Genomic DNA, 21738 nt, shown 5'->3' on the forward strand with positions numbered 1-21738 from the left:
GGGCGGTGCTCGTCGCGGCGACCCCGCACGATCGTGAGCAGCGCCGCCGCGACGAGCACCGCCCACGACAGCACCAGGGCGATGGATGCCAGGGCGTGGCGTGGCGCGTCCGGCGAGGGCGCGGGGTCGAAGACCGCGTAGCCGAATGCGCTGAGCAGCAGCCCGAGCGACCCGACGAGGTACAGGGTTCCGAGCAGTCGACCGAGACGGGCGACGGGGGCGTGCGCCATGGTCAGATCAGTCCCTTCAGAATCGCCGCGACGAGGCCGGCGAGTGCCGTCAGCAGAGCGCCGAACAGGCGCACGTACCACCTCGCCCCGCGTTCGGCGAGCGCCAGCCACCCCAGCACTGCCAGGATCACGAGTCCCGACACCGAGGCACTCGCGAACGACGCCGTCTCGGGCAGCACGCCGACGACACCCAGGGCGAGCAGCGCGATCGGCACGATCGGACCGATCAGGATGCCGCTCGAGTGGGTCAGCGCCAGCGAGATCGACGCGCGCACCCCTGAGAAGGTATTGCCGCGGACGCCGTGCGTGGCGATGGTCACGGCCACCACGTGGGCCGTCCAGATCGCGGTGGAGGCGAGAATGCCGGAGAAGAAGACATCGGTCAGCGAAACCCCCGGCTGCGTACCGGCCAGCACGCCTGAGACGAGGATGGTGCCGTAGATGGCTTCAGGCGTCGCGATGACGTAGCGCAGCGGTGTGGCGCGCGCGGAGGGAGGAGTGCTCACGCTCACATTCTGAGGGACGCTGTTTCCCCCTGTCGCCGCGACGGGCGGGATCGTCGCGGTCATCCTCGAACCGGCCGACCGAGGTGCGCGGGAGGCGTCGAGGTACCCGCGGCGGCAGACCCGTCGGGCCGCGACATCCCACCGCCCCGATGTCGGAAGCGCTGGCTAGGCTCGAGAACAGCGTCGAAAGGACACCCCATGCAGCAGCGCCCCCTCTCCCGCACCGGCCGCGAGGTCTCGGCGATCGGTCTCGGTACTTGGCAACTCGGTGCCGACTGGGGAGACGTCAGTGAAGACGACGCGCGGGCCGTGCTGGCAGCCTCCGCCGAGGCCGGCGTCACGCTCTTCGACACGGCCGACGTCTACGGTGACGGCCGGTCCGAGCAGATCATCGGGGCATTCCTGAAGAGTCGGAATGCCGACGACATCACCGTCGCCACCAAGATGGGCCGCCGCGAAGACCAGGTGCCCGAGAACTACGTGATGGAGAACTTCCGCGGCTGGCTCGACCGTTCGCGGCGCCTGCTCGACACCGAGACCCTCGACCTCGTGCAGCTGCACTGCCCGCCGTCCGCGGTGATCGACGACGATGCCACGTGGGATGCCCTCGACCAGCTCGTGTCCGAAGGGGTGATCGCTGCGTACGGCGCCTCGGTCGAGACGATGGACCAGGCATTGTCGGCCCTGACACGGCCGAACCTCACCAACCTGCAGATCATCTTCAACCCGTTCCGTCTCAAGCCCCTCGACGAGGTGCTGCCGCTCGCGGCCGAGAAGAACGTCGCCGTGTTCGCGCGCGTGCCGCTCGCGAGCGGGTTGCTCTCGGGCAAGTATTCGCGGTCCACGACGTTCGCCGAGAACGATCACCGCTCGTACAACCGCAACGGCGAGGCGTTCGACAAGGGCGAGACGTTCTCGGGCGTCCCGTTCGACGAGGGCGTTGCCGCGGCCGACGAGCTCAAGGCATCCCTCCCCGAGGGGGTGACGCTGCCCGCGGCGACGCTCGCGTGGATCGCGTCGCGCGAAGGCGTCACTTCGGTGATCCCCGGCGCACGCTCGGTGTCTCAGGCCACGGCGAACGCCCAGGCCGCCGCGCTGCTCGAGGGCGGCTTCGACCTCGACGCGTTCGACGCTCTCGTCCGCGACGTGTACGACCGCCGACTGCGGGCCGAGATCCACCCGCAGTGGTGACCCGCGCATGACGAAAGCCGGGTCCGCTCATGGGGCGGACCCGGCTTCGTCGTGGGGAGGAGACGTCAGCTGACGTCGCCGCGCCAGGCGCCGGACTCGGCGCCGCGCGACTCGATGTACTCCTTGAAGTTCGCGAGGTCCTTCTTGACCGAGTGATCGTCGGCGCCGAAGACCGCGCCGAGCTTCTCGAGGACGCCGGTGGGTGCCCAGTCGATCTGGACCGTGACCCGCGTCTCGTCGTCCGACAGGCGGTGGAAAGTCACGACGCCGGCGTGGTTCTCGTCACCGCCGATGCTGTTCCACGCGACCCGCTCGTCGGGGTGCTGCTCGGTGATCTCGGCGTCGAACTCGCGCTCGGCCCCGGCGATCTCCACCTTCCAGTGCGTGAGGGTGTCGCTCTTCTGCGTGATGGACTCCACGAAGCTCATGAAGTGCGGGAACTCCTCGAACTGCGTCCACTGGTTGTACGCGACGCGGACGGGAACGTTGACGTCGATGGTTTCGATGACCTGTGCCATGGTGTCCTCTTTCGTGTGGTTTCCGGGGCTGTTCCAGTCTTCGGCCGTCATGGTCGACCTGCCCCCGGGGTTGAGGGATCGGCACGGATGACCTATACGCGCGGGTGCCGTGGCGACGGCGTTGGGCGCGGCGGCGATGGCGTGGGGGCGCGGCCATAAACGCGATTCGCGCGCAGAAACGCGAGGAGAGCGCGTTTATGGTCGCGGATCGTGTTTATGCGCGGGCGGGCGCCACCGGGCGCCGGGTCGGCGCTGCGCGGTCGCGCGTGCGAACGCCCCGGGCGCCGGGTCGCACCCCCCGGGAGCCCCCCGTGTCAGGCACGCCCCCGCAGGATCAGGTGCCAGTACACCCAGGGCAGGACGCGGCGGTCGGCGATCCATGAGAGATACCGCTCCCGGTACAGCGAGCGCCAGAACGGGATCGTCGGCTGCAGCCGACCCCACCGGTCGAACTCCGCGAAGACGACCGTGCCGCGCGACACCGTGAACGGCACCACGCTGTACCCGTTGTACTTCTGCGTGGGCGCGCGTCCCCCCAGAACGGCGCGCAGGTTCTTCACGAGCGCCTTGGCCTGCTGACGGATCGCGCCGCCCGAGCGCCGGGTGGCGACCGCCGCCGCGTCGCCGACGGCCCAGATCTCCGGGTGCCGCACGTGCTGCAGCGTCTCGGGATCGACGTCGACGAACCCGTGCGGATCATCGGATGCCGCGAGCCCACTGCCCGCGATCCACTCGGGCGCCCGCTGAGGGGGCACGGCGTGCAGCACGTCGTACTCCAGCGTCTCCTCCGCGTCGCCGCGACCGATCGTGAGCGTGCTCGTCTCGGCATCCACGGATCGAAGGTCGCGACTGTAACGCACCTCGATTCCGTACTCGTCGAGTTTGCGCTGCAGCTCGCGATCGACGGCCGGGATGCCGAAGGGCACGGGGTCGGGGCAGACGAAGACGACGCGGATGTCGTCACGTACGCCGATCGCGCGCCACCAGTCGCACGCGAGGTACATGGGCTTCTGCGCGGCCGCGCCGCAGGATGCCGGCTCCGACGGCTGCGTGAACACGACCGTCCCCGACCGCAGATCGCGCAAGACCACGGATGCCTTCGCGGCCAGGGAGTACTCGTAGTTCGAGACGCCGGAGTCCGCGGCCATCGCCTCCGTCAGGCCGGGCACCTGCTCCCACGCCATGCGCATCCCGGCGCAGACGACGAGCTGGTCGTAATCGACGCGCCCGCCCGAGATGAGGTGGACGCGCCGGGTCTCGGCATCCACCGTGAACACCTCGTCGCGCAGCCACCGCACCCCCGGAGGGATGACGTCCGCCTGTGGCCGCGCGGCTTCCGAGGCGCGGGCAGCCCCGCCGGCGATGTGCGACTGGAGGGGGGCGAAGACGTGGAGCGTCCGCGGTTCGATGACCGTGATGTCGGCCAGACCGGCGCGGTGCAGGCGCCCGGCGACCGACAGTCCGGCGTTGCCGCCGCCGACCACGACAATGCGGGGATTCGTCATGCCCTCACGCAACGTCATGTCGTGGACCCGCGCCAGCGCCTTGACAGCCGCGGTGGGTGACGCGCCTACGCGAAGGTCGCGGCGGGGAGGCTGTCGTCCGCGGGTTCCGGCACGACGTACAGGCCGGTGGGGGAGTTCGCCGTCGACATGAGCGCTTCGAGCCACGCGCGGTTCACCGCCGGTGGACGCCCGCCGTTGAACTTGAACACGAGGTTCGCCCGGGGATGAAGCCACACCGCGGTCCGTCCGCCGCCCGTGCTGATGTCGTCCTTCCACACGAAGTAGAACGGCTCGCCCCGCCGCAGCTTGTTGCCGATCACGACCTGGAGGTGCGCCAGGAGGCGATCCTCGAACTCGTTGCGAACGCCGCCCTCGTAGATGAACTTGCCCACGTCTCCCTCTCCGCGGACGATCCCGCTGCTGTGTCCGTGCCATCGAAGTCGCTCGCGAGAGCCACGCGGCTCGGCGCGCGCCGAAGGACGGCGGCTTTGCGTACGAGTCCCCGCACTTTGCTGCCGGGGCGTGACGCGTCCTGCGTAGTTTTCCCAGTAGTCGGGTTCCGCCGCGGAAGGGCTGTCAAGGGGCGCCCCGCGGCGCGAGACCCGCGATGGGATGAAGGGGTTGCCAACGAAAGGACCTCTCATGAGCGACGCCTCGATCGACCCGTCCACCCCCGACGTTCCCGTCACCGACCCCGACGGCGGGCTCTCCGGGGCTCAGCCGCTGCGCGACGGCGACACCTCCATCGAGCCCGACCCCGCGCTCGACCCCGCGCAGGCCGAGTGGGATGCCACGACGGCCGTCGATGCCGGTGTCGACCCCGAGGACATCAACCCCGCGACGGCGACGGGTGCCGATCCGGCCGAGATCCCCGCGGACGACAGCGACATCCCGCTCGAGGACATCCACCCGGAGTCGACCGGGACCGACTCGCAGGGCGAAGACCCCGGCATCGTCGAGCTCGGCGAGGAGGGTCAGGGCGACCTCGCCCCCGAAGACCTCTGAGCCCCACTCGCGCGGGATTCGACCGTGCGCACAGAACCGTGCGCACAGAACGGTGCGCACGCAGAGAGGGCCGGCCCCCGAAGGACCGGCCCTCTCTGCGTGTGAATCTCACTGCTCGATGAGCTGCGGGGTGCTCTCGTGCGCTTCGATGACGCCGTCGTGGTCGTCGGTCGAGACGGCGATGCGGCGCGGCTTCGCCTTCTCGCTCACCGGGATCGTCACGCTCAGCACGCCGTTACGGTACGAGGCGCTGATGTTGTCGGTGTCGATGCCCTGGCCGAGGTTGAGCTGCCGCACGAACGAGGCCGTCTCGCGTTCGCGCGTGATCCACTTCACGCCCTCGCCCGAGGAGAGCGTGCGTTCGGCGCGGATCGTCAGCAGCTGACCGTCGACGTCGATGTCGACCGATCCCGGGTCGACGCCCGGGAGGTCGGCGGCGAGGACGTAGTGGTCGCCATCGCGGTAGAGGTCCATCGGCATCCGTCGCGGTCCGCCGCCGCGGCGAGCGTCGAGAAGGGTCGACGCGAGGCGGTCGAGGTCGCGGAAGGGGTCGTAATTGGCCATGTCGATACTCCTTTTCGATCGGTCCGTTGAAGTTGAGTCGAGTTCGCTCAACTGACCTCAGATTAGCACTCGCATGGCGAGAGTGCCAAGGGTTCGCACGCGTGGTTGTCACGCTTTTCGGGGATGAAACCCGGATGCCACGGCATCCGAGTCCCTTCCCTTTTCCGTCTGCTCCCCACGGCGTACCGTCGCGCGGAGTTGAGGGGAGACACGCCTGTGCGTCGGCCTCAGGGATCGGCGTGTCGGACGTGAACTCCGCTCGACGGTACGGCGGCTCGGGAGGTTGTGCGGCAGATGAAGCGGCAGAACTCGTACCGTCGCGCGGAGTCCGTCGGCGACGCGCCGGGGATCAGGGCCCCGGCACCGGCGCGCCGCGCCCCGACTCCGCATGACGGCACGCCGCGCCGGGCGGAAACTCCGCACGACGGCACGCCGCGCCCGGACTCCCGAGCCGCCCCGTCCGCCCTCCCCGCGCGATAGCGTCGTCGGGTGACGGATGCCGCGGCGAAGCCGCACCTCGTGCGGGCCCTCTGGGGCGCGACCCATCCCGGTCCCACGCTCGTGGTCACCGTCCTCTCCCTCGCGCTCGGGATCGCCGCGGGCGTCGAGCCCGCGCGCCTCGCGCTGCTCGTCGTGGCCGTGTTCGCGGGTCAGGTCTCGGTGGGCCTCTCCAACGACGCGATCGACGGGGCGCGTGACGCCGCCGTCGGCCGCACCGACAAGCCCATCGCGGGGGGAGCGGTCACCCCGCAGCGCGCGCTCGCGGTGGCCGTGGCATCCGCGATCCTCGCCGTGGCGCTCTCGGTGCCGCTGGGCTCGGGTCTCGTTGCGGCGCACGCGATCGCGCTCGCGTCGGCGTGGGCCTACAACGCCGGGCTGAAGTCGACGCCGTTCTCGATCGCGCCCTTCGTGCTGAGCTTCGGGCTCTTCCCCTCGTTCGCGACGCTGTCGGCTGTCCCGCCGGCGCTCGCGGCGCCCTGGGCGTCCGTCGCCGGGGCGGCGCTCGGAGCGGCCGTCCACCTCACCAACGTCGTGCGCGACCTCGACGACGACCGCCGAACGGGCGTGAGGGGACTCCCGCACCGGCTCGGGGCGCGCGCGTCGGTCGTGCTGGCCGCGTGCGGGATCCTCGCCGGCGCGATCGCGGTGTTCCTGGGGACGGATGCCACAGCCCTCGGCCTGGTCTTCTTCGTCGCCGTCGCGGCGGTCGCGGTCGCCGCGGTGGTCGTGGTGTTCGTGAGGTCGCCGGGGCGGGCGGTGTTCCAGCTCACGATGCTGGCGGCGCTGCTGCTCGCCGCGCAGCTCGTCGCGGCGTGACGGCGCTCGGGCCGTTCGGCGACGGCCGGGTGGCTTCCACAGGCTCAGCCACCTGCGTTGCGGCGGTGGGGGCGGGGTCCGGTGGCTTCGACGGGCTCAGTCACCTGTGTCGCGGTGATGGATCACCCACCTGTGTTGCGGCGGGCGGGGCGGGGCGTCGACGGATTCAGCCGCCTCCACGCCCCGCCCCGACCGCGGACTACTGCGGGCGCACCCGGAGGTGCGTCACGCCGCCGTCGACCTCGAGAGCCGTGCCCGTGGTCGACCCCGACAGCGGGCTCGCGAGGTAGAGGATCGCGCCCGCCACCTCGTCGGGCGTGACCATGCGGCCCGTCGCCTGCCGAGCGTCGAGCGCGGCACGCTCGGCGACCGGGTCGGGGAAGTTCTGCAGCATCCGCTCGACGAAGGGCGTCGACACCGTGCCGGGGCTCACGCAGTTCACCCGCACGCCCTCGCGCACATGGTCGGTCGCCATCGCGTAGGTGAGTGAGAGGACCGCCCCCTTCGAGGCGTTGTAGACGGCGCGCTGGGGGAGGCCGTTGAGAGCCCCGATCGAGCACACGTTGACGATCGACGCGTGCTCCGAGCGCTTGAGGTACGGGAGTGCTGCGGCGCACGCGCGGGCGGTGCCGCGCACGTTGATGTTCAGCACGCGGTCCCAGTCGGCCTCGGTGGCCTCCTCGACGGTTCCCACGCAGCTCACACCCGCGCTGTTCACCAGCACGTCGACGCCGCCGAACCGGTCCGCGACGGCGGCCAGAGCGGCATCCACGGAGTCCCGGTCGGTCACGTCCGCACCGAATCCGGTCAGCCCCTCGTCGAGATGGTCGGTGACCAGGTCGAGCACGGACACTCGCGCCCCCCGCGCGGCGAACGCCTGCGCCGTCGCCAGACCGATGCCCGAAGCCCCGCCGGTCACCACGACGGAAAGACCGTCGAACTCGCCGGCGCTCATGCCTGCACCATCGTCTGACGCGCGCGGCCGAGGCCGTCGATCTCGAGCTCCACCACGTCGCCGGCCCGGAGGTAGGGAGTGTCGGGGAGACCCAGGGCGACGCCCGCGGGGGTTCCCGTGTTCACCAGGTCACCCGGGCGCAGCACCATGAACTGCGACAGGTACCAGACGACGTACGCGACCGGGAAGATCTGCGCGGAAGTCGAGCCGTTCTGCCGCTCGACGCCGTTCACCGAGAGACGCAGACCGAGAGCCTGCGGATCGCCGACGTCGGATGCCGGCACGAGGTCGGGTCCGAGCGGGTTGAAGGTCTCGCAGCTCTTGCCCTTGTCCCACTGGCCGCCGCGCTCGAGCTGGAACTCGCGCTCGGAGACGTCGTGCGAGACGACGTATCCCGCCACGTGGGCGAGCGCCTCTTCCGGGGAGGAGAGGTAGCGCGCAGTTGTGCCGATCACGACCCCGAGCTCGACCTCCCAGTCGGTCTTCGTGGACCCGCGGGGGATGAGCACGTCGTCGAAGGGACCGACGATCGTCGAGGGATCCTTCATGAACACGACGGGCTCCGCGGGGACGGCGGCTCCCGTCTCGGCCGCGTGATCGTGGTAGTTCAGGCCGACGCAGACGATCTTGCCGGGGAGCGCGATGGGCGCTCCCACGCGGAGGGATGCGGCATCCGGAAGGATCGGCAGCTCGCCGTTCTCGGCGGCGGCGCGAGCGCGGGCGAGGCCGTCGTCGGCGAGGAAGGCGCCCGTGATGTCGGCCGTGAGTGGACGCAGGTCGTAGACCGAGCCGTCGTGGCGCAGGACGGGGATCTCGGCGCCGGGATCGCCGAGTCGAGCGAAGGACATGGATTCTCCTTGGGGTGGGTGGTTCAGGGGTCAGCGGGTGACGGGGTCGGCGGATGCCGCGCCCTCGAGCTCGGATCGACGGATGCCGCCCTGCCAGTCGCCGGGGTGCAGGCAGGCGTAGGCGCCGGCCAGGGCAGCGGTGCGCAGGCGCCCCGCGGGGTCACTCCCGGCGAATCGCTCGGACAGGTACCCGGCGGCGAACGCGTCTCCCGCGCCGACCGTGTCGACCGGGGTGATGGGGACCGCGGCGACGCGGTGCAGCTCGCCGTCGATGACCGCGATCGCTCCGTCGCCGCCCAGGGTGACGACCGCGTCGGCGGGGCCCGCCGCGGCCAGCGCCCGGGCGAGCTCCTCGGGCGCGGTGTGGGGGTGCAGCATCCGCGCCTCGTCGTCGCTGGCGAAGACGATGTCGGCGAGCCCGATGACGTGCGCGTACGCTTCGACGGCCTCGGCAGGGTCCCAGAGCCTGCTGCGGTGGTTGACCGCGAACGACACGAGCGCGCCTGTGGCGCGAGCGCGGTCGACCGCGGCGATCACCGTCTCGCGCGCCGAGTCCGACAGAGCGAGGGTGACGCCGGTCACGTGGAGGATGTCACCGGTCTCGAGGGGAAGGTCCTCGAGGTCGGCGGGCTCGAGTCGACTGCCGGCGCTGCCGCGGCGGTAGTAGTCGACGGTCGTGGCGCCCGCGCGCGGTGTCGACTTGAGCATGAGGCCGGTCGGGGCGCCGGCGTCGAGGAGGGCGCGCACCTCGACGCCCTCGGAGCGGAGGTCGCCCACCACGCGACGACCCAGAGCGTCGTCGCCGACGCGACCGAGCCACGTGACGGGGACGCCGAGGCGGGCCAGTCCGATCGCGGTGTTTCCTTCGGCCCCTCCCGTCGCGATGTGCGCCTGGGACGTGTGCTCCCAGCCGCCCACACCGGCACCGAGGACGAGCCCCATGCTCTCGCCGAGCGTGACGACGCGGCTCATCGGGCGGACCGTGCCTCGTCGCGGATGCGCGCGCACTCGGCGGCCGCGGCGGCTATCGTCTCGAAGTCGCCGCGGGCGATCGCGTCGCGGGGCACCATCCAACTGCCGCTCGCCGCGAGCACCCACGAACGGCGGAGGTAGTCGCCGAGGCTGCCCGGATCGACGCCTCCGCTGGGGATGAACCGCACGTCGGGGAACGGTCCGTGCAGCGCGTCGAGGTAGCTCCCTCCGCCGAGGTGTCCGGCCGGGAAGACCTTCACGTCGGAGAAGCCGTCGGACAGCGCCCGCTGGACCTCGGTCGGGGTCGCGACGCCCGGAACGACCGTCACGCCGCCGGCGCGCAGCCGGTCGGCGACGGCGGGGTCGTATCCGGGCGTGACGGCGAACGTCGCGCCCGCGTCGATCGCGGCATCCGCCTGTTCGACGGTCAGCACCGTCCCCGCCCCGGCGAGGAACCCGTCGATGCCGGCGGTCGCCGAGATCGCCGCGAGACCCGCGGGCGTGCGCAGGGTGAACTCCGCGCAGCCGACGCCCCCGTCACGCAGGGCGAGGGCCAGGTCGCGCGCACGATCGGCGTCGTCGAGCACCACGACGGGGACGATACCGATGGAGCTGAGGCGTTCGGTGAGCGAGGACGACGAGTCGTTCATCGCCCGAGCCACCCCCCGTCGACCGGCAGGGTGATGCCCGACACGTAGTCGGAGGCCCGTGAGGCGAGGAACACCGTCGCTCCGGCGAGATCGGATGCCTCGCCCCAGCGGCCCGCCGGGATGCGGTCGAGGATGGCGGTCGAGCGCGCGCTGTCGGCGCGGAGGGCTTCGGTGTTGTCGGTGGCGATGTAGCCGGGCGCGATCGCGTTGACGTTGACGCCCTTGGACGCCCACTCGTTCGCGAGGGCCTTGGTGAGTCCGGCGATGCCCGACTTGGCCGCCGTGTAGCCGGGGACGTTGATGCCGCCCTGGAAGCTCAGCAGCGAGGCGGTGAAGATGACCTTGCCCCGCCCGCGTTCGAGCATCTGGCGGGCGACGGTCTGAGTGAGACGGAACTGGCTGCTGAGGTTGATCTGCAGCACGCGGTCCCACGCGTCCAGCGGGTGCTCCGCCGCCGGGGCGCGCTCGATGGTGCCGGCGTTGTTGACGAGGATGTCGATGTGGCGTCCGGAGAGGTCCGCCCCCAGCACGTCGATCGCGGACGGATCGCTGAAGTCGCACGCGATGCCGGTGAACGAGCGACCGGTGGCCGTCACCGCGCGTTCGATCTCGCTGCCCGACGTCGACTGCGAGGCGCTGACCCCGATGATGTCGGCGCCCGCCTCGGCGAGACCGAGCGCCATGGCGAAGCCGATCCCTCGGCGCGCGCCCGTGACGACGGCCGTGGTGCCCTCGAGCGAGAAGAGCCCGTTCATGCCTGGCCTCCCACGTCGACGAGGATCTTCATCGCGCGGCCGGCCTCGAGGTCGGCGAAGGCCTCGGCGGTGGCGCTGAGGGGCACGATGCGCGTGATGAGCAGATCGGTGGGGATGACGCCGCCCGCGACGAGCTCGACGGCGGTCTCGAAGTCGGGGCGCTGGTACACCCGAGCGCCGAGCAGGCGCAGTTCGCGCCAGAACATCCGCTGCAGGTCGACCTCGCGCGGGGTGGGGTGGATCGCCACGACGACGATGGTGCCGCGCACCTTCGCCAGCCCCGTGGCCCCGCGCACGGCGGCGGCGGCCCCCGAGACCTCGAAGACGACGTCGGCTCCGGCCCCGTCGGTCCATTCCTCGACCACGGCGACCTGGTCGCGCTCGCGGGGGTCCAGCGTCGCGAAGCCGAGCTCCTCGATCTGCGCGCGGCGCTTCTCGTCGAGCTCGATCACGAGCACCTCGGCCCCGGTGTGACGGGCGACGCACGCGATGAGGACGCCGATGGGACCGCCGCCGATGACGACGGCCTTGTCGCCCGGGGCCAGCTCGGAGCGGCGCACGTCGTGGACGGCGACCGCGACCGGCTCGACGAGAGCGGCATGGTCGAGGGCGATCCCCTCGGGAAGACGCACGAGGGTCTCGGCCGGCACGTTCCACAGGCCCTGGAGTGAGCCGGGGGAGTCGATCCCGATGAAGTCGAGGTTCTGGCAGATGTGCTCGTTGCCGGCGCGGCACGCGGGGCAGGTGCCGTCCCAGGCCAGCGGCATCACCGTGACACCGTCTCCGGCGCTCCAGCCGTCCACGCCCTCGCCGACCGCGGCGATCGTGCCGCTCATCTCGTGGCCGAAGACGAGCGGGGTGGCGACTCGCGCATCCATCGAGCCGTGGAGGATGTGCAGGTCGGTCCCGCAGAGGCCCGTATAGGCCACCCGCACCTGGACCTGGCCGGGAGCGGGAGGCGTGGCATCCGCCTCCCGGATGTCGATCGTGTGATCGCCCACGTAGGCCGCTGTCAGCATTGACTCTCCTAAAGATCAGATGAATTCTCCGATCAATCATGCCTCACAAATCGTCATATGTCTCGGTTGCACCCGAAACCCCGCAGCGCTACGGTGAACAAACGATTGACCACGACGTCTCACGACGTTTTCTCCTCGACGCGAAGGCGCGCGATCCTCATGACACAGCAGATCATCAGACCCTTGGACGGTCTTCTCGTCCTCGACTTCAGTCAGTTCCTCGCCGGTCCGGTCGCGGCGCTCCGCCTCGCGGATCTCGGCGCGCGGGTCGTGAAGATCGAGCGCCCCGGCGTCGGCGACATCGGACGGACCCTCGCGTTCGCCGGTCGCTCGATCGACGGCGACACGGTGTCGTTCCACGCGATGAACCGCAACAAGGAGTCGGTCGCCGCCGACCTCAAGAACCCCGACGACCTCGAAGACGTCCGTCGGCTCGTCGCGCGCGCCGATGTCATGATCCAGAACTTCCGCCCGGGGGTGATGGAGCGCATCGGTCTCGACTACGCCTCGGTGAAAGAGATCAACCCCTCGATCGTCTACGCCAGCGCGAGCGGCTACGGCGACGAGGGTCCGTGGCGCGACCGTCCCGGTCAAGACCTGCTCGCCCAGGCGATCTCGGGGCTGCCGTGGCTGAGCGGCTCCCGGGAGGACGGCCCCGTGCCGCTCGGCCTCTCGATCGCCGACCACCTCCTCAGCTGCCACATCGCTCAGGGAGTGACCGCGCTGCTGGTCCGCCGCTTCCGCACGGGGCAGGGGGGACTCGTGCAGTCGAGCCTGCTGGAAGCCGTCCTCGACCTGCAGTTCGAGCTCCTCAGCACGAAGCTCAACGACGACACCATCCAGGTGCGGCGCCACGGAGAGCACTCCGCACACGCCTTCCTCGCCGCCCCCTACGGCACGTACCCCACCCTCGACGGGTACCTCGCCCTCGCGATGAACCCGATCCCCGAACTCGGTCGCCTCCTCGATCTTCCCGAGCTCGCGGCCCTGACGGATCCGCGCGACGCCTGGGACCGCCAGGAAGAGATCGAGGCGCTCCTCGCGGCGCGCTTCGCCACGGGGTCCACGGCGCACTGGCTCGGCATCCTGGATGCCGCGGACGTCTGGTGTGCGCCGGTGCTGACGCTCGACGAGCTGCTGGCCTCGGATGGGTTCGCGGCGATCGACATGACGCAAGAAGTCGAGCGGCGGGGGACGAGGATCGCCACGACTCGGAGCCCGCTCCGTATCGACGGGCAGGTGCTGCGCAGCGAGAAGGCCGCGCCCCTGCTCGGGGAGGACGGCGCGCGCATCCGCGCGGAGTTCCTGTCGAGCGACGTCCGGACGGAAGACGGGGCCCGCGCATGAGCGTCGAGCTGCGCGGCATCACGTGGGAGCACGAGCGCGGGTACGGCAGCGTCGCGGCGTCGGCTCGGGCGTACCGTGAGGTCGCTCCCGACGTCGAGGTGCGATGGGATCAGCGCTCGCTGCAGTCCTTCGCCGACCAGCCGCTCGAAGAGCTCGTGCGCGACTACGACCTTCTCGTGATCGATCACCCGCACATCCCCTTCGCGGCCGAGGAGGGCCTCTTCGCCCGCCTCGACGGCAGCGGTCACGACGACGAGCTCGCGCTGCTCGCCGCGCAATCGGTCGGCTCGTCGCACGCGTCGTACGCGCACGCCGGCGGGCAGTGGGGCCTCGCGACGGATGCGGCGGCCCAGGTCGCGGCCTTCCGCCCCGACCTGCTTCCCGAGCCGCCCCGCGACTGGCCGGGCGTGCTCGCCCTCGCCGCGGAGGGGAAGGTGCTCTGGCCGTACAAGCCGGTCGACGCCTTTTCGAGCCTGATCACGGTCGCCGCCGGCAACGGCGAGGATGCGATGCGGACTCCCGGCGTGTTCCTGTCCGCGGACGCTCTCGCGGAGTCGATGCACACTCTCCGGGCCCTCGCCCGGGCCGTGCCTGCGGAGTGCGCGACGTGGAACCCCATCCAGACCGCCGACGCGCTCAGCGAGGGCACGCGGTACTGCTACGCCCCGCTGCTGTTCGGCTACTCGAACTACAGCCGCCCGGGCTTCCGCGCGCACCGTCTGCGGTACGTCGACATCCCGGCATCCCGTCGTGGGGTGCGCGGGTCGCTGCTGGGCGGGGCCGGCATCGCCGTCTCGTCGCGGTCGCGCCACACCGCCGAGGCGATCGCCCACGCCTTCTGGCTCGCCTCGGCCGAGGTGCAGTCGGGCGTCTACTACGACGCCGGTGGGCAACCGGGCAACGCGGTCGCATGGGACGACGACCGCACGAACGCCCACAGCCTCGACTTCTTCCGCGGAACTCGCGCGACGCTCGAGGGTGCGTACGTGCGACCGCGGTGGTCCCGTTACATCGAGCTGCAGAACGCCCTGTCGCCCCTCGTGACGGCGGCCCTGCGCGACGAGCTGACCGACGACGAGCTGCGCGCGCGCCTGGACGCCGGCGTCCGCGCCACCGAGGGGGACCGATGAGGACGATGGACCGCTGGTACGAGGACCACGTCGTCGGAGAAGCGCGCGAGACGGTGGGGCGCACCATCACCGAGGCCGACATCGTCCTGCACGCCGGCCAGACCGGGGACTTCTTCCCCCATCACATGGATGCCGAGTGGATGGCGACGCAACCCGCCGGGCAGCGCATCGCCCACGGCACGCTCGTCCTCTCGGTCGCGGTCGGCATGACCGCCGGCGACATCAACCCGCAGTCCATGAGCTACGGGTATGACCGGATCCGCTTCATCCGCCCCGTGTTCATCGGCGACACGATCCGCGTCACGGCCGAGATCACCGCCCTGCGCCCCCACGCCAGGACCCCGGATGCCACCGGCTACGTCGACGAACTCGTCACCGTGCGCAACCAGCACGGCGACACCGTCATGGTGCTCACGCACGTGTACCTCGTCAACCGCCGTCCCGCGGGGGAGCGCGACGTGTGACGCGGGGGTGGGCTCGCGGCATCCCTACCTCTCGCCATCCCTACACTGGGCGGATGGTCAGGCTGAGCGACGTCGCCGCGCGCGCCGGGGTGTCGGTCTCGGCCGTCTCCCGCGTCCTCAGCGATGCACCGAACACCCGCGTGAGCGAGAGCACGCGACGGCGGATCCAAGAGGCGGCGGCCGAACTCGGGTATCGCCCGAACTTCGCGGCGCGCGCGCTCAAGTCCGCGCGCACCCACGTCGTCGGTCTCGTCGTGCCCGACGTGACGAACGCCGTCTTCACCGAGCTGCTGCACGGCGTCGAAGACGAGGCGTACCGCCTCGGCTACGTCGTCCTCCTGGCGCGGGCGGACGGTCTGCCCGAGGGCGTCGACATCATCGGACGACTGATCGGCGAGGGCCGCGTCGATGGGCTGATCGTGCAGACCGGCGACGCCATGCCCGACAGCGACATCAACCGCCTGATCGCGGGGCGGATGCCCGTCGTGTTCGTCAACTCGATCCATCCCGAGGGTGCGGGGTCGGTCGTCCTGGACGACGAGCGCGGCGCGGCTGTCGCCGTCGACCACCTCGTGGGGCTCGGGCACCGCCGCATCGCGCTCATCAGCGGCCTGGCCTCGTCCGATACAGCGCGCCGGCGCGAGGGCGGATTCCGTGCCGCGATGGAGCGCGCGGGGCTCGAGGTCGGCGAACGCGATGTCACGCGCCTCGGATACGAACCCGCGCGGGGCGCGGAGGCGTTGACCCTCCTGTGGGCCGGCGAGGAGCGGGCCGGCGAGGAGCGGGCCGGCGAGGAGCGGGCACGGGAGGAGCGACCGACCGCCGTCGTGGTGGCGAACGTCAACGCCGCGTACGGCGCGCTCGCCGCGGCGCGGCGCCTCGGGCTGAGCGTCCCCGAGGACCTGTCGGTGGTGGCGATCCACGACGCGTGGACGGCCGAGCACACGTGGCCACCCCTCACGACGGTCCGGATGCCGCTGCGCGAGGTGGGAGCGACGGCGCTGCGAGCGGTGGTTGAGAACCTCGCGTCGGGGGCTCGCGCGGACGTCGTGGTGACCGACCCGGCCCCGAACCTCGTGGAGCGGGCGTCGACGGCGGAGCCCCGCGAAAAGAACTGATCTATTCCGTCGATTCCTCGTCGATGTGTGGCTCTGAGCCCTCGATTCCTCCTAGTCATCTGATGAATGTGATGTAGGCTGGGGGAAAAGGAGGCGACCATGCGCACTCGTGCATTGCGGCACGGAACACTGCTCACCGAGATCGGCCTCGGCGCGGCTCAACTCGGGAACCTGTATCGCGAGACGACCGAGGCAGAGGTCGACGAGTCGGTCGACACCGCGTGGGACGGGGGTGTCCGGTACTTCGACACCGCCCCCCACTACGGGCTCGGTCTCTCGGAGCGACGCCTCGGCGCGCGCCTCGCGAGCCGCCCGCGCGACGAGTTCGTGATCTCCACCAAGGTCGGTCGGGTGCTCGAGCCGAGCCCCGAGACCGCGCACCTCCGCGACGACGACGGGTTCGACGTGCCGCGCGACGTCGTCCGCCGGTGGGACTTCAGCCGTGACGGCATCCTGCGCTCGGTCGAGGACTCCCTCCGGCGCACGGGTCTCGACCGATTCGACATCCTCTACCTGCACGACCCGGACGATCACTTCGCCCAGGCGTCCACCGAGGGCATCGGCGCGCTCATCGAGCTGCGCGAGCAGGGGGTCGTCTCGGCCGTCGGCGCCGGGATGAACGCGGCCGACCCGCTCGCCGAGCTCATCCGACGCGCCGACATCGACGTCGTGATGTGTGCGGGGCGTTACACGCTCCTCGACGACTCCGCCGCCGCGGAACTCCTTCCGCTCGCCCAGGAGCGCGGGGTCGGTGTGGTCGCCGCCGGGGTCTTCAACTCCGGGCTGCTGAGCGCGCCCCGTCCGCCCGCGGACGCCACCTACGACTACCAGCCCGCGCCGCCGGAGCTCATCGCGCGGGCGAACGCGATCGCCGACATCAGCGAGCGCCACGGGGTGACCCTGCCCGACGTCGCCGTGGCCTTCGCCCTGCGGCATCCCGCGGTCGTGTCCGTCGTTCTCGGCGCGCGAGGACGCCGCCAGGTGACCCAGAACCTCGATCGCGCCGCCACCCCCATCCCCGACGACCTCTGGCGCGACCTCGCCGAGGCAGACCTCATCTCCAAGGAAGACGCATGACCACGATCACCGCCGTCACCGCGCACGACGTGCGCTTTCCGACCTCGCTCAGCATGGACGGGTCGGATGCCATGAACAAGGACGGCGACTACTCCGCCGCCTACGTGGTGGTGCACACCGACGACCCCGAGCTGAAGGGGTACGGCTTCACGTTCACCATCGGACGCGGCAACGACCTGTGCGTGGAGGCGGCGCGTCAGCGTGGACTGCCCCTCGTCGGACGCTCGGTCGAAGATGCCGTCGCCGACCTCGGGGGCGTCTACCGCGAACTCGCCTCGGACTCGCAGCTGCGCTGGCTCGGTCCCGAGAAGGGCGTCGTCCACCTCGGCATGGCCGCGGTCATGAACGCCATGTGGGATCTCGCCGCACGGGTCGCCCAGAAGCCCCTCTGGCGCCTGCTGGCCGACATGACCCCGGAGCAGCTCGTCGACGTCGCCGACATGCGCTACCTGTCGGACGCCCTCACGCGCGAGGAGGCCATCACCATCCTGACCGAGCTCGCTCCGACGCGCGCGGCGCGCATCGCCGAGCTCGAGGGCCGTGGCGGCTACCCCTGCTACACCACGAGCGCCGGCTGGCTCGGGTACAGCGACGACAAGTTGCGGCGTCTGCTGCAGGAGGCCGTCGACGAGGGGTACCGCCACGTCAAGCTCAAGGTCGGCGCGAGCCTCGACGACGACATCCGGCGTCTGCGCATCGCGCGAGAGGTGATCGGGTGGGATGCCAACCTGATGATCGACGCGAACCAGGTCTGGGACGTCCCCGAGGCGATCGAGTGGATGAGCCACCTCGCCGAGTTCAAGCCGCTGTGGATCGAAGAGCCCACGAGCCCCGACGACGTTCTCGGGCACGCCGCGGTGCGCAAGGCCGTCGCCCCGATCGGGGTCGCGACCGGCGAGCACGGGATGAACCGGGTGCTGTTCAAGCAGATGTTCCAGGCCGAGGCGATCGACTTCTGCCAGCTCGACTCCGCCCGCCTCGCGAGCGTCAACGAGATCATCGCGGTCTACCTGATGGCGGCGAAGTTCGGAGTGCCGGTGTGCCCGCACGCCGGCGGCGTCGGTCTGTGCGAGCTCGTGCAGCACCTGTCGATCTTCGACTTCGTGTGCGTGTCCGGGACGCTCGAGAACCGTGTCACCGAGTTCGTCGACCACCTGCACGAGCATTTCGTCGACCCGTGCATCGTCGAGAACGGCGCGTACGTGCTCCCCGCGCTGCCCGGTTACAGCGCCGAGATGTACGACGCGTCTCTGGCCGAGTACACCTTCCCCGAGGGAACGTACTGGGCGAGCCGGTGACGGCTACTGGGCTTCGGGGTCTTCGTCCGCGTGTGCGGCGCTGAACTCCTCGACGCCCAGGAGGTGCACCTGCATGCGGATGCGAGCCCGGGCGGGATCCCGACGGACGAGTTCGTCGAGGATCGCCCGGTGCTCGGCCTGCGTCTCGCGCACCGATCCGCGGTGCGTGATGGCGCGCCAGAGTCGCGCGCGGAACGTGCGTCCCACGAGCGTGTCGATGATGGCGGCCAGCGCGGGATTGCCGCTCGCGCGGGCGATGATGCGGTGGAACTCGGTGTCGGCGTCGATGAAGCCCTCGAGGTCCATGTCGGGCTCGTTCTCGAGGATCGTGTCGACGACCCCGAGCGTCCGGTCGAGCTGCTGCAGCTCCTCGTCGGTGAGACGCGTGGCGGCGAGCGAGACGGTCTCGGCCTCGAGCATGCGTCGCACCGCCAGCAGGTCGGCGGCGTGGGCGGGCTGCTGGAGGTCGGCGAGGAAGCCGAGCGGGCTCAGCAGGGTGCGGGGGTCGAGCGCCGTCACGTACGTGCCGTCGCCCTGTCGCGTCTCGAGTACTCCGAGCGTCGCGAGCGCCCGGACGCCCTCGCGCAGCGAGCCGCGCGAGACGCCGAGTTGCGCCGCCAGGTCTTTCTCGATCGGCAGGCGCGACCCGGGACCGAGCTCCCCTCGCGTCAGCATCGTCTTGATGCCGTCGATGACCACGTCCGTCTGGGAACGCGGTGCGGAGACGAAGTCGTCGGTCATGGCGGTCAGTCTACGGACTGGAAGGATTCATCGGAGGAATTCCGCCGATTCCGCTCGAAACACCCCCGTCGGTGGCGAAAACCTCCGATGATGATTGTCCGAACCCGCCCGAGGAGGCACGCATGACCTTTCCCGTGATCGACGCCCATCAGCACGTGTGGGACCCGTCCCGCGCCGAGTACGACTGGCTGACGCCGGATGCCGCCCCGATCGACGGGGTCATGACGTTCGCCGACGTCGCTCCCGAGCTGCGCGCGGCCGGCGTCGACTTCACCGTGCAGGTGCAGTCCGCCGACAACCCGGAGGACACGCAACTGATGCGCGAGTCCGCCGCCGCTCACCCCGAGGTGGCCGGCATCGTCGGGTACGCCCCGCTCGAGGATCCCGAGCGGACGGAGCGCACCCTCGCGTCGTGGGAGGGTGACCCGCTCATGGTGGGTGTGCGCACCCTCATCCACAACCAGCCCGACCCCGACTGGCTGCTGCGCCCGGAGGTCGACGCCTCGCTCGGGCTCCTCGAGGAGCGCGGCCTCCCGTTCGACGTGGTCGCGGTGTTGCCGCGCCACGTCGAGATCGTCCCACTGGTCGCCGCTCGCCATCCCCGCCTGCGGATGGTGATCGACCACCTCGCGAAGCCGCCGATCGGCGTGAGCGACGGGGCGGAGTGGGGTCGTCTGATGAGTGCCGCCGCGGAGAACGCGAACGTGTACGCCAAGGTGAGTGGACTGTACTCGGCGACGGGCGACAGCTCGGCGTGGACGACCGACCAGATCCGCCCGTTCGTGGACAGGGCTCTCGAGATGTTCGGGCCCCAGCGCCTGATGTACGGCGGGGACTGGCCGATCTCCGTGCTTTCCGGCGGATACACGCGCGTGTGGAACGGTTTGCGACCCCTGTTCGACGAGTTCGACGCCGACGCCCGCGAGCGGGTCCTGGGGCGCACGGCGGCAGAGTTCTACCGCCTCGACGCGGGTCGACTCGGCCTTTCCGGCTGAAGTCGATCAGAATCGGCAAAAAATCGTGGAAACAACAATTCATCTGATGTATCGTCGGACCTAAGCCTGAGGCTGCGAGATCGGACGAGCAAGCAAACGTTTGATCAAATACGTGCCGCGGGATAACGTTTGACCAATTCGCTCGGGTCGTCACAGCTCCCGATCAACTGGGCGAAGCGGCAGCTCACACAAAGGAGTGTCAATGAAGACAACACGCATCCTCGCGGCCGGGGCGGCGCTCGCCGTCGCCGCGCTCACGCTCGCCGGATGTTCCGGCGATGCCACGGGCGGGACGGCGTCGCAGGCGCAGACCGACTCGGGCGGAAAGATCACCGTCTGGGTCGACCCGCCCCGCGTGCCCGCCGCCGAGGCATTCCAGAAGGCGTACCCCGACATCCCGATCGACGTCGTGCAGATCGACGGCACGGTGGGCGGCAAGACGGTGAAGCAGTCGTTCGCCAACTTCGACGCCGCGGGGTCCGGCTGGCCCGACGCGATCTTCTTCCCATCGAACGACGACATCGCCTGGGCGACGAACTCGACCAGCAACTACGCGGCCGACCTCACCGATCTGATGGCCGACACGATCTCGGGCTACGACCCCGCCGTGCTGTCGTTCTGCAACATCGACGGCAAGATCCGGTGCCTGCGCAACGACGCGGCACCCGACGTGTTCTGGTACAACAAGGCCTTCTTCGACGAGAACGGCTACACGCTGCCCACGACGTGGGAGGAGTACGGCGACCTCGCGGTCAAGATCGCCACCGAGCACCCCGGCGAGATCAGCGGCTTCCTCGGCGACGCCTACGCGATCAACCGCTACCTGCAGGCCTCGGGTTGCCCGACGAACGACCGCGTGTCCGAGAGCGAGGCGCACATCGACCTCTCCGACTCGACCTGCACCCGGGCGACCGATCTGCTCGACAAGATGTACAAGGGCAAGGCGCTCAGCACCCAGGGCATCTTCGACGGCGACGCGGCGACCGAGGGCCAGAACCTCGTGATGAGCCCCGGAGCGGCGTGGTGGGGAAACTACCTCTTCCGCGACACCTGGAAGATCCCGGCCGGCCAGATGACCGCGGCGGCTCCGCTGCCCTGGAAGGGCGACTCGAAGCCGTCGACCGGTAACGAGGGCGGTGGCCTCTGGGGCGCCTCGTCGCACATCACGGGCAAGGAGCTCGAGAACACGCTGACGTTCATGAAGTTCGTCGCGACCGACCCGCGCTGGCAGGTCGACCTCTCCACGGGCCTTCCCGGCTACGGCCCCGTCCAGGACGCGTGGCTCGCCAAGCTCGAGGCCGACAAGTACTTCGCCGACGTGCCCACGACGCAGGCGTCGTTCAAGACCGCCCTGGGTGAGGTGCAGCCGTACTCGTACATGCTGTACGACACCGGCTCGGTCTGGACCGAGACGGTCAGCCCCACGCTGATCTCGGGCGGCAGCATCCCGGACGCGATCACCAAGTTCGGCGACGAGCTGGTGAACCAGGCCAAGTCGGTCGGCTACACCGTTCAGTGATCCCGCGGCCAGGG

General features: G+C 70.5%; 24 protein-coding genes. 11 read left to right on the forward strand and 13 right to left on the reverse strand.

The window, feature by feature from the left end; all coding sequences use genetic code 11:
• A partial coding sequence (locus NS283_RS11785) for a hypothetical protein (RefSeq protein WP_153003352.1) occupies nt 1-230 on the reverse strand: 230 nt, incomplete at its 3' end.
• Nucleotides 231-232: 2 nt separating this feature from the next.
• The gene (locus NS283_RS11790) at nt 233-736 is read right to left on the reverse strand and encodes a hypothetical protein (protein WP_153001363.1); all 504 of its coding nucleotides are present in this window, start codon (nt 734-736) and stop codon (nt 233-235) included.
• Nucleotides 737-934: 198 nt separating this feature from the next.
• On the opposite strand from NS283_RS11790, the gene NS283_RS11795 reads away from it, so the two are divergent.
• A complete protein-coding gene (locus NS283_RS11795; protein ID WP_058597063.1) occupies nt 935-1927 on the forward strand; it encodes an aldo/keto reductase in 993 nt (330 codons plus the stop codon).
• Between the two features lie 65 nt (nt 1928-1992).
• Here NS283_RS11795 and NS283_RS11800 read toward each other — a convergent pair whose 3' ends face one another.
• The 3 genes from NS283_RS11800 to NS283_RS11810 all read right to left on the reverse strand — a co-directional run bounded on the left by NS283_RS11800 (nt 1993) and on the right by NS283_RS11810 (nt 4342).
• Nucleotides 1993-2445 (reverse strand): SRPBCC family protein, encoded by a 453-nt coding sequence (locus NS283_RS11800; RefSeq protein WP_058597064.1) that lies wholly within the window; start codon nt 2443-2445, stop codon nt 1993-1995.
• Nucleotides 2446-2759: 314 nt separating this feature from the next.
• Nucleotides 2760-3950 (reverse strand): NAD(P)/FAD-dependent oxidoreductase, encoded by a 1191-nt coding sequence (locus NS283_RS11805; protein ID WP_058597065.1) that lies wholly within the window; start codon nt 3948-3950, stop codon nt 2760-2762.
• 65 nt (nt 3951-4015) lie between these two features.
• Nucleotides 4016-4342 carry a DUF7882 family protein gene (locus tag NS283_RS11810; protein ID WP_058597066.1) on the reverse strand — a complete coding sequence of 109 codons (327 nt, stop codon included), beginning with the start codon at nt 4340-4342 and terminating at the stop codon, nt 4016-4018.
• A gap of 250 nt (nt 4343-4592) precedes the next feature.
• Here NS283_RS11810 and NS283_RS11815 point away from each other — a divergent pair, with 250 nt between their 5' ends.
• A complete protein-coding gene (locus NS283_RS11815; protein ID WP_058597067.1) occupies nt 4593-4955 on the forward strand; it encodes a hypothetical protein in 363 nt (120 codons plus the stop codon).
• A 108-nt stretch (nt 4956-5063) separates the two neighbouring features.
• Here NS283_RS11815 and NS283_RS11820 read toward each other — a convergent pair whose 3' ends face one another.
• The gene (locus NS283_RS11820; RefSeq protein WP_058597068.1) at nt 5064-5519 is read right to left on the reverse strand and encodes an Hsp20/alpha crystallin family protein; all 456 of its coding nucleotides are present in this window, start codon (nt 5517-5519) and stop codon (nt 5064-5066) included.
• Between the two features lie 489 nt (nt 5520-6008).
• On the opposite strand from NS283_RS11820, the gene NS283_RS11825 reads away from it, so the two are divergent.
• Nucleotides 6009-6836 carry a UbiA family prenyltransferase gene (locus NS283_RS11825; protein WP_081317408.1) on the forward strand — a complete coding sequence of 276 codons (828 nt, stop codon included), beginning with the start codon at nt 6009-6011 and terminating at the stop codon, nt 6834-6836.
• Between the two features lie 199 nt (nt 6837-7035).
• Here NS283_RS11825 and NS283_RS11830 read toward each other — a convergent pair whose 3' ends face one another.
• The 6 genes from NS283_RS11830 to NS283_RS11855 are packed head-to-tail and all read right to left on the reverse strand — an operon-like array spanning nt 7036 to nt 12035.
• Nucleotides 7036-7791, reverse strand: coding sequence for an SDR family NAD(P)-dependent oxidoreductase (locus NS283_RS11830; protein ID WP_058597069.1), 756 nt, complete (start codon nt 7789-7791; stop codon nt 7036-7038).
• On the reverse strand, nt 7788-8639 hold the full coding sequence (locus NS283_RS11835) for a fumarylacetoacetate hydrolase family protein (RefSeq protein WP_058597070.1): 852 nt from the start codon (nt 8637-8639) through the stop codon (nt 7788-7790). Before NS283_RS11835 ends, NS283_RS11830 begins: the two co-directional genes overlap by 4 nt.
• Before the next feature lie 30 nt (nt 8640-8669).
• A complete protein-coding gene (locus NS283_RS11840) occupies nt 8670-9611 on the reverse strand; it encodes a sugar kinase (protein ID WP_058597115.1) in 942 nt (313 codons plus the stop codon).
• Nucleotides 9608-10261 (reverse strand): bifunctional 4-hydroxy-2-oxoglutarate aldolase/2-dehydro-3-deoxy-phosphogluconate aldolase, encoded by a 654-nt coding sequence (locus NS283_RS11845; protein WP_058597116.1) that lies wholly within the window; start codon nt 10259-10261, stop codon nt 9608-9610. The genes NS283_RS11840 and NS283_RS11845 overlap by 4 nt, the downstream gene beginning before the upstream one ends.
• A complete protein-coding gene (kduD, locus tag NS283_RS11850; protein ID WP_058597071.1) occupies nt 10258-11016 on the reverse strand; it encodes a 2-dehydro-3-deoxy-D-gluconate 5-dehydrogenase KduD in 759 nt (252 codons plus the stop codon). Before kduD ends, NS283_RS11845 begins: the two co-directional genes overlap by 4 nt.
• Nucleotides 11013-12035: a zinc-dependent alcohol dehydrogenase gene (locus NS283_RS11855; RefSeq protein WP_058597072.1), complete on the reverse strand. Its 1023-nt coding sequence runs from the start codon at nt 12033-12035 to the stop codon at nt 11013-11015. Before NS283_RS11855 ends, kduD begins: the two co-directional genes overlap by 4 nt.
• Nucleotides 12036-12218: 183 nt before the next feature.
• On the opposite strand from NS283_RS11855, the gene NS283_RS11860 reads away from it, so the two are divergent.
• From NS283_RS11860 to NS283_RS11885, 6 genes are all read left to right on the forward strand, one after another.
• Nucleotides 12219-13382, forward strand: a complete 1164-nt coding sequence (locus NS283_RS11860; protein ID WP_241492240.1) for a CaiB/BaiF CoA transferase family protein — start codon at nt 12219-12221, stop codon at nt 13380-13382.
• Nucleotides 13379-14512 (forward strand): extracellular solute-binding protein, encoded by a 1134-nt coding sequence (locus tag NS283_RS11865; RefSeq protein WP_058597074.1) that lies wholly within the window; start codon nt 13379-13381, stop codon nt 14510-14512. The genes NS283_RS11860 and NS283_RS11865 overlap by 4 nt, the downstream gene beginning before the upstream one ends.
• Nucleotides 14509-14976 (forward strand): MaoC family dehydratase, encoded by a 468-nt coding sequence (locus NS283_RS11870; RefSeq protein ID WP_241492241.1) that lies wholly within the window; start codon nt 14509-14511, stop codon nt 14974-14976. Before NS283_RS11865 ends, NS283_RS11870 begins: the two co-directional genes overlap by 4 nt.
• Nucleotides 14977-15029: 53 nt before the next feature.
• On the forward strand, nt 15030-16094 hold the full coding sequence (locus NS283_RS11875) for a LacI family DNA-binding transcriptional regulator (protein WP_058597076.1): 1065 nt from the start codon (nt 15030-15032) through the stop codon (nt 16092-16094).
• Between the two features lie 99 nt (nt 16095-16193).
• Nucleotides 16194-17171: an aldo/keto reductase gene (locus tag NS283_RS11880; RefSeq protein ID WP_058597077.1), complete on the forward strand. Its 978-nt coding sequence runs from the start codon at nt 16194-16196 to the stop codon at nt 17169-17171.
• Nucleotides 17168-18469 carry an L-fuconate dehydratase gene (locus NS283_RS11885; RefSeq protein ID WP_058597078.1) on the forward strand — a complete coding sequence of 434 codons (1302 nt, stop codon included), beginning with the start codon at nt 17168-17170 and terminating at the stop codon, nt 18467-18469. The genes NS283_RS11880 and NS283_RS11885 overlap by 4 nt, the downstream gene beginning before the upstream one ends.
• Before the next feature lie 3 nt (nt 18470-18472).
• On the opposite strand, the gene NS283_RS11890 is transcribed toward NS283_RS11885, so the two are convergent.
• The gene (locus tag NS283_RS11890) at nt 18473-19210 is read right to left on the reverse strand and encodes a FadR/GntR family transcriptional regulator (RefSeq protein ID WP_058597079.1); all 738 of its coding nucleotides are present in this window, start codon (nt 19208-19210) and stop codon (nt 18473-18475) included.
• Nucleotides 19211-19332: 122 nt separating this feature from the next.
• Between NS283_RS11890 and NS283_RS11895 the strand changes: the two genes are divergently transcribed.
• Together NS283_RS11895 and NS283_RS11900 are read left to right on the forward strand one after the other, a co-directional pair.
• Complete coding sequence (locus NS283_RS11895) at nt 19333-20205, forward strand: amidohydrolase family protein (protein ID WP_058597080.1); 873 nt, start codon at nt 19333-19335, stop codon at nt 20203-20205.
• 202 nt (nt 20206-20407) lie between these two features.
• Entirely contained in the window at nt 20408-21724 is a 1317-nt protein-coding gene (locus NS283_RS11900; RefSeq protein WP_058597081.1) for an ABC transporter substrate-binding protein, read from the forward strand.
• The last annotated feature ends 14 nt before the right edge of the window (nt 21725-21738 follow it).

The organism is Microbacterium testaceum (assembly GCF_001476285.1).
In the GTDB taxonomy this organism is placed as follows: Bacteria; Actinomycetota; Actinomycetes; order Actinomycetales; family Microbacteriaceae; genus Microbacterium; species Microbacterium testaceum_B.

Coding starts and splice junctions, on each gene's coding strand:
- NS283_RS11830 (WP_058597069.1), bottom strand. CDS start 7,791: ATGAGCGCCGGCGAGTTCGACGGTCTTTCCGTCGTGGTGACCGGCGGG.
- NS283_RS11835 (WP_058597070.1), bottom strand. CDS start 8,639: ATGTCCTTCGCTCGACTCGGCGATCCCGGCGCCGAGATCCCCGTCCTG.
- NS283_RS11875 (WP_058597076.1), top strand. CDS start 15,030: ATGGTCAGGCTGAGCGACGTCGCCGCGCGCGCCGGGGTGTCGGTCTCG.
- NS283_RS11900 (WP_058597081.1), top strand. CDS start 20,408: ATGAAGACAACACGCATCCTCGCGGCCGGGGCGGCGCTCGCCGTCGCC.
- NS283_RS11845 (WP_058597116.1), bottom strand. CDS start 10,261: ATGAACGACTCGTCGTCCTCGCTCACCGAACGCCTCAGCTCCATCGGT.
- kduD (WP_058597071.1), bottom strand. CDS start 11,016: ATGAACGGGCTCTTCTCGCTCGAGGGCACCACGGCCGTCGTCACGGGC.
- NS283_RS11880 (WP_058597077.1), top strand. CDS start 16,194: ATGCGCACTCGTGCATTGCGGCACGGAACACTGCTCACCGAGATCGGC.
- NS283_RS11805 (WP_058597065.1), bottom strand. CDS start 3,950: ATGACGAATCCCCGCATTGTCGTGGTCGGCGGCGGCAACGCCGGACTG.
- NS283_RS11890 (WP_058597079.1), bottom strand. CDS start 19,210: ATGACCGACGACTTCGTCTCCGCACCGCGTTCCCAGACGGACGTGGTC.
- NS283_RS11865 (WP_058597074.1), top strand. CDS start 13,379: ATGAGCGTCGAGCTGCGCGGCATCACGTGGGAGCACGAGCGCGGGTAC.
- NS283_RS11815 (WP_058597067.1), top strand. CDS start 4,593: ATGAGCGACGCCTCGATCGACCCGTCCACCCCCGACGTTCCCGTCACC.
- NS283_RS11855 (WP_058597072.1), bottom strand. CDS start 12,035: ATGCTGACAGCGGCCTACGTGGGCGATCACACGATCGACATCCGGGAG.
- NS283_RS11840 (WP_058597115.1), bottom strand. CDS start 9,611: ATGAGCCGCGTCGTCACGCTCGGCGAGAGCATGGGGCTCGTCCTCGGT.
- NS283_RS11820 (WP_058597068.1), bottom strand. CDS start 5,519: ATGGCCAATTACGACCCCTTCCGCGACCTCGACCGCCTCGCGTCGACC.
- NS283_RS11885 (WP_058597078.1), top strand. CDS start 17,168: ATGACCACGATCACCGCCGTCACCGCGCACGACGTGCGCTTTCCGACC.
- NS283_RS11795 (WP_058597063.1), top strand. CDS start 935: ATGCAGCAGCGCCCCCTCTCCCGCACCGGCCGCGAGGTCTCGGCGATC.
- NS283_RS11870 (WP_241492241.1), top strand. CDS start 14,509: ATGAGGACGATGGACCGCTGGTACGAGGACCACGTCGTCGGAGAAGCG.
- NS283_RS11800 (WP_058597064.1), bottom strand. CDS start 2,445: ATGGCACAGGTCATCGAAACCATCGACGTCAACGTTCCCGTCCGCGTC.
- NS283_RS11895 (WP_058597080.1), top strand. CDS start 19,333: ATGACCTTTCCCGTGATCGACGCCCATCAGCACGTGTGGGACCCGTCC.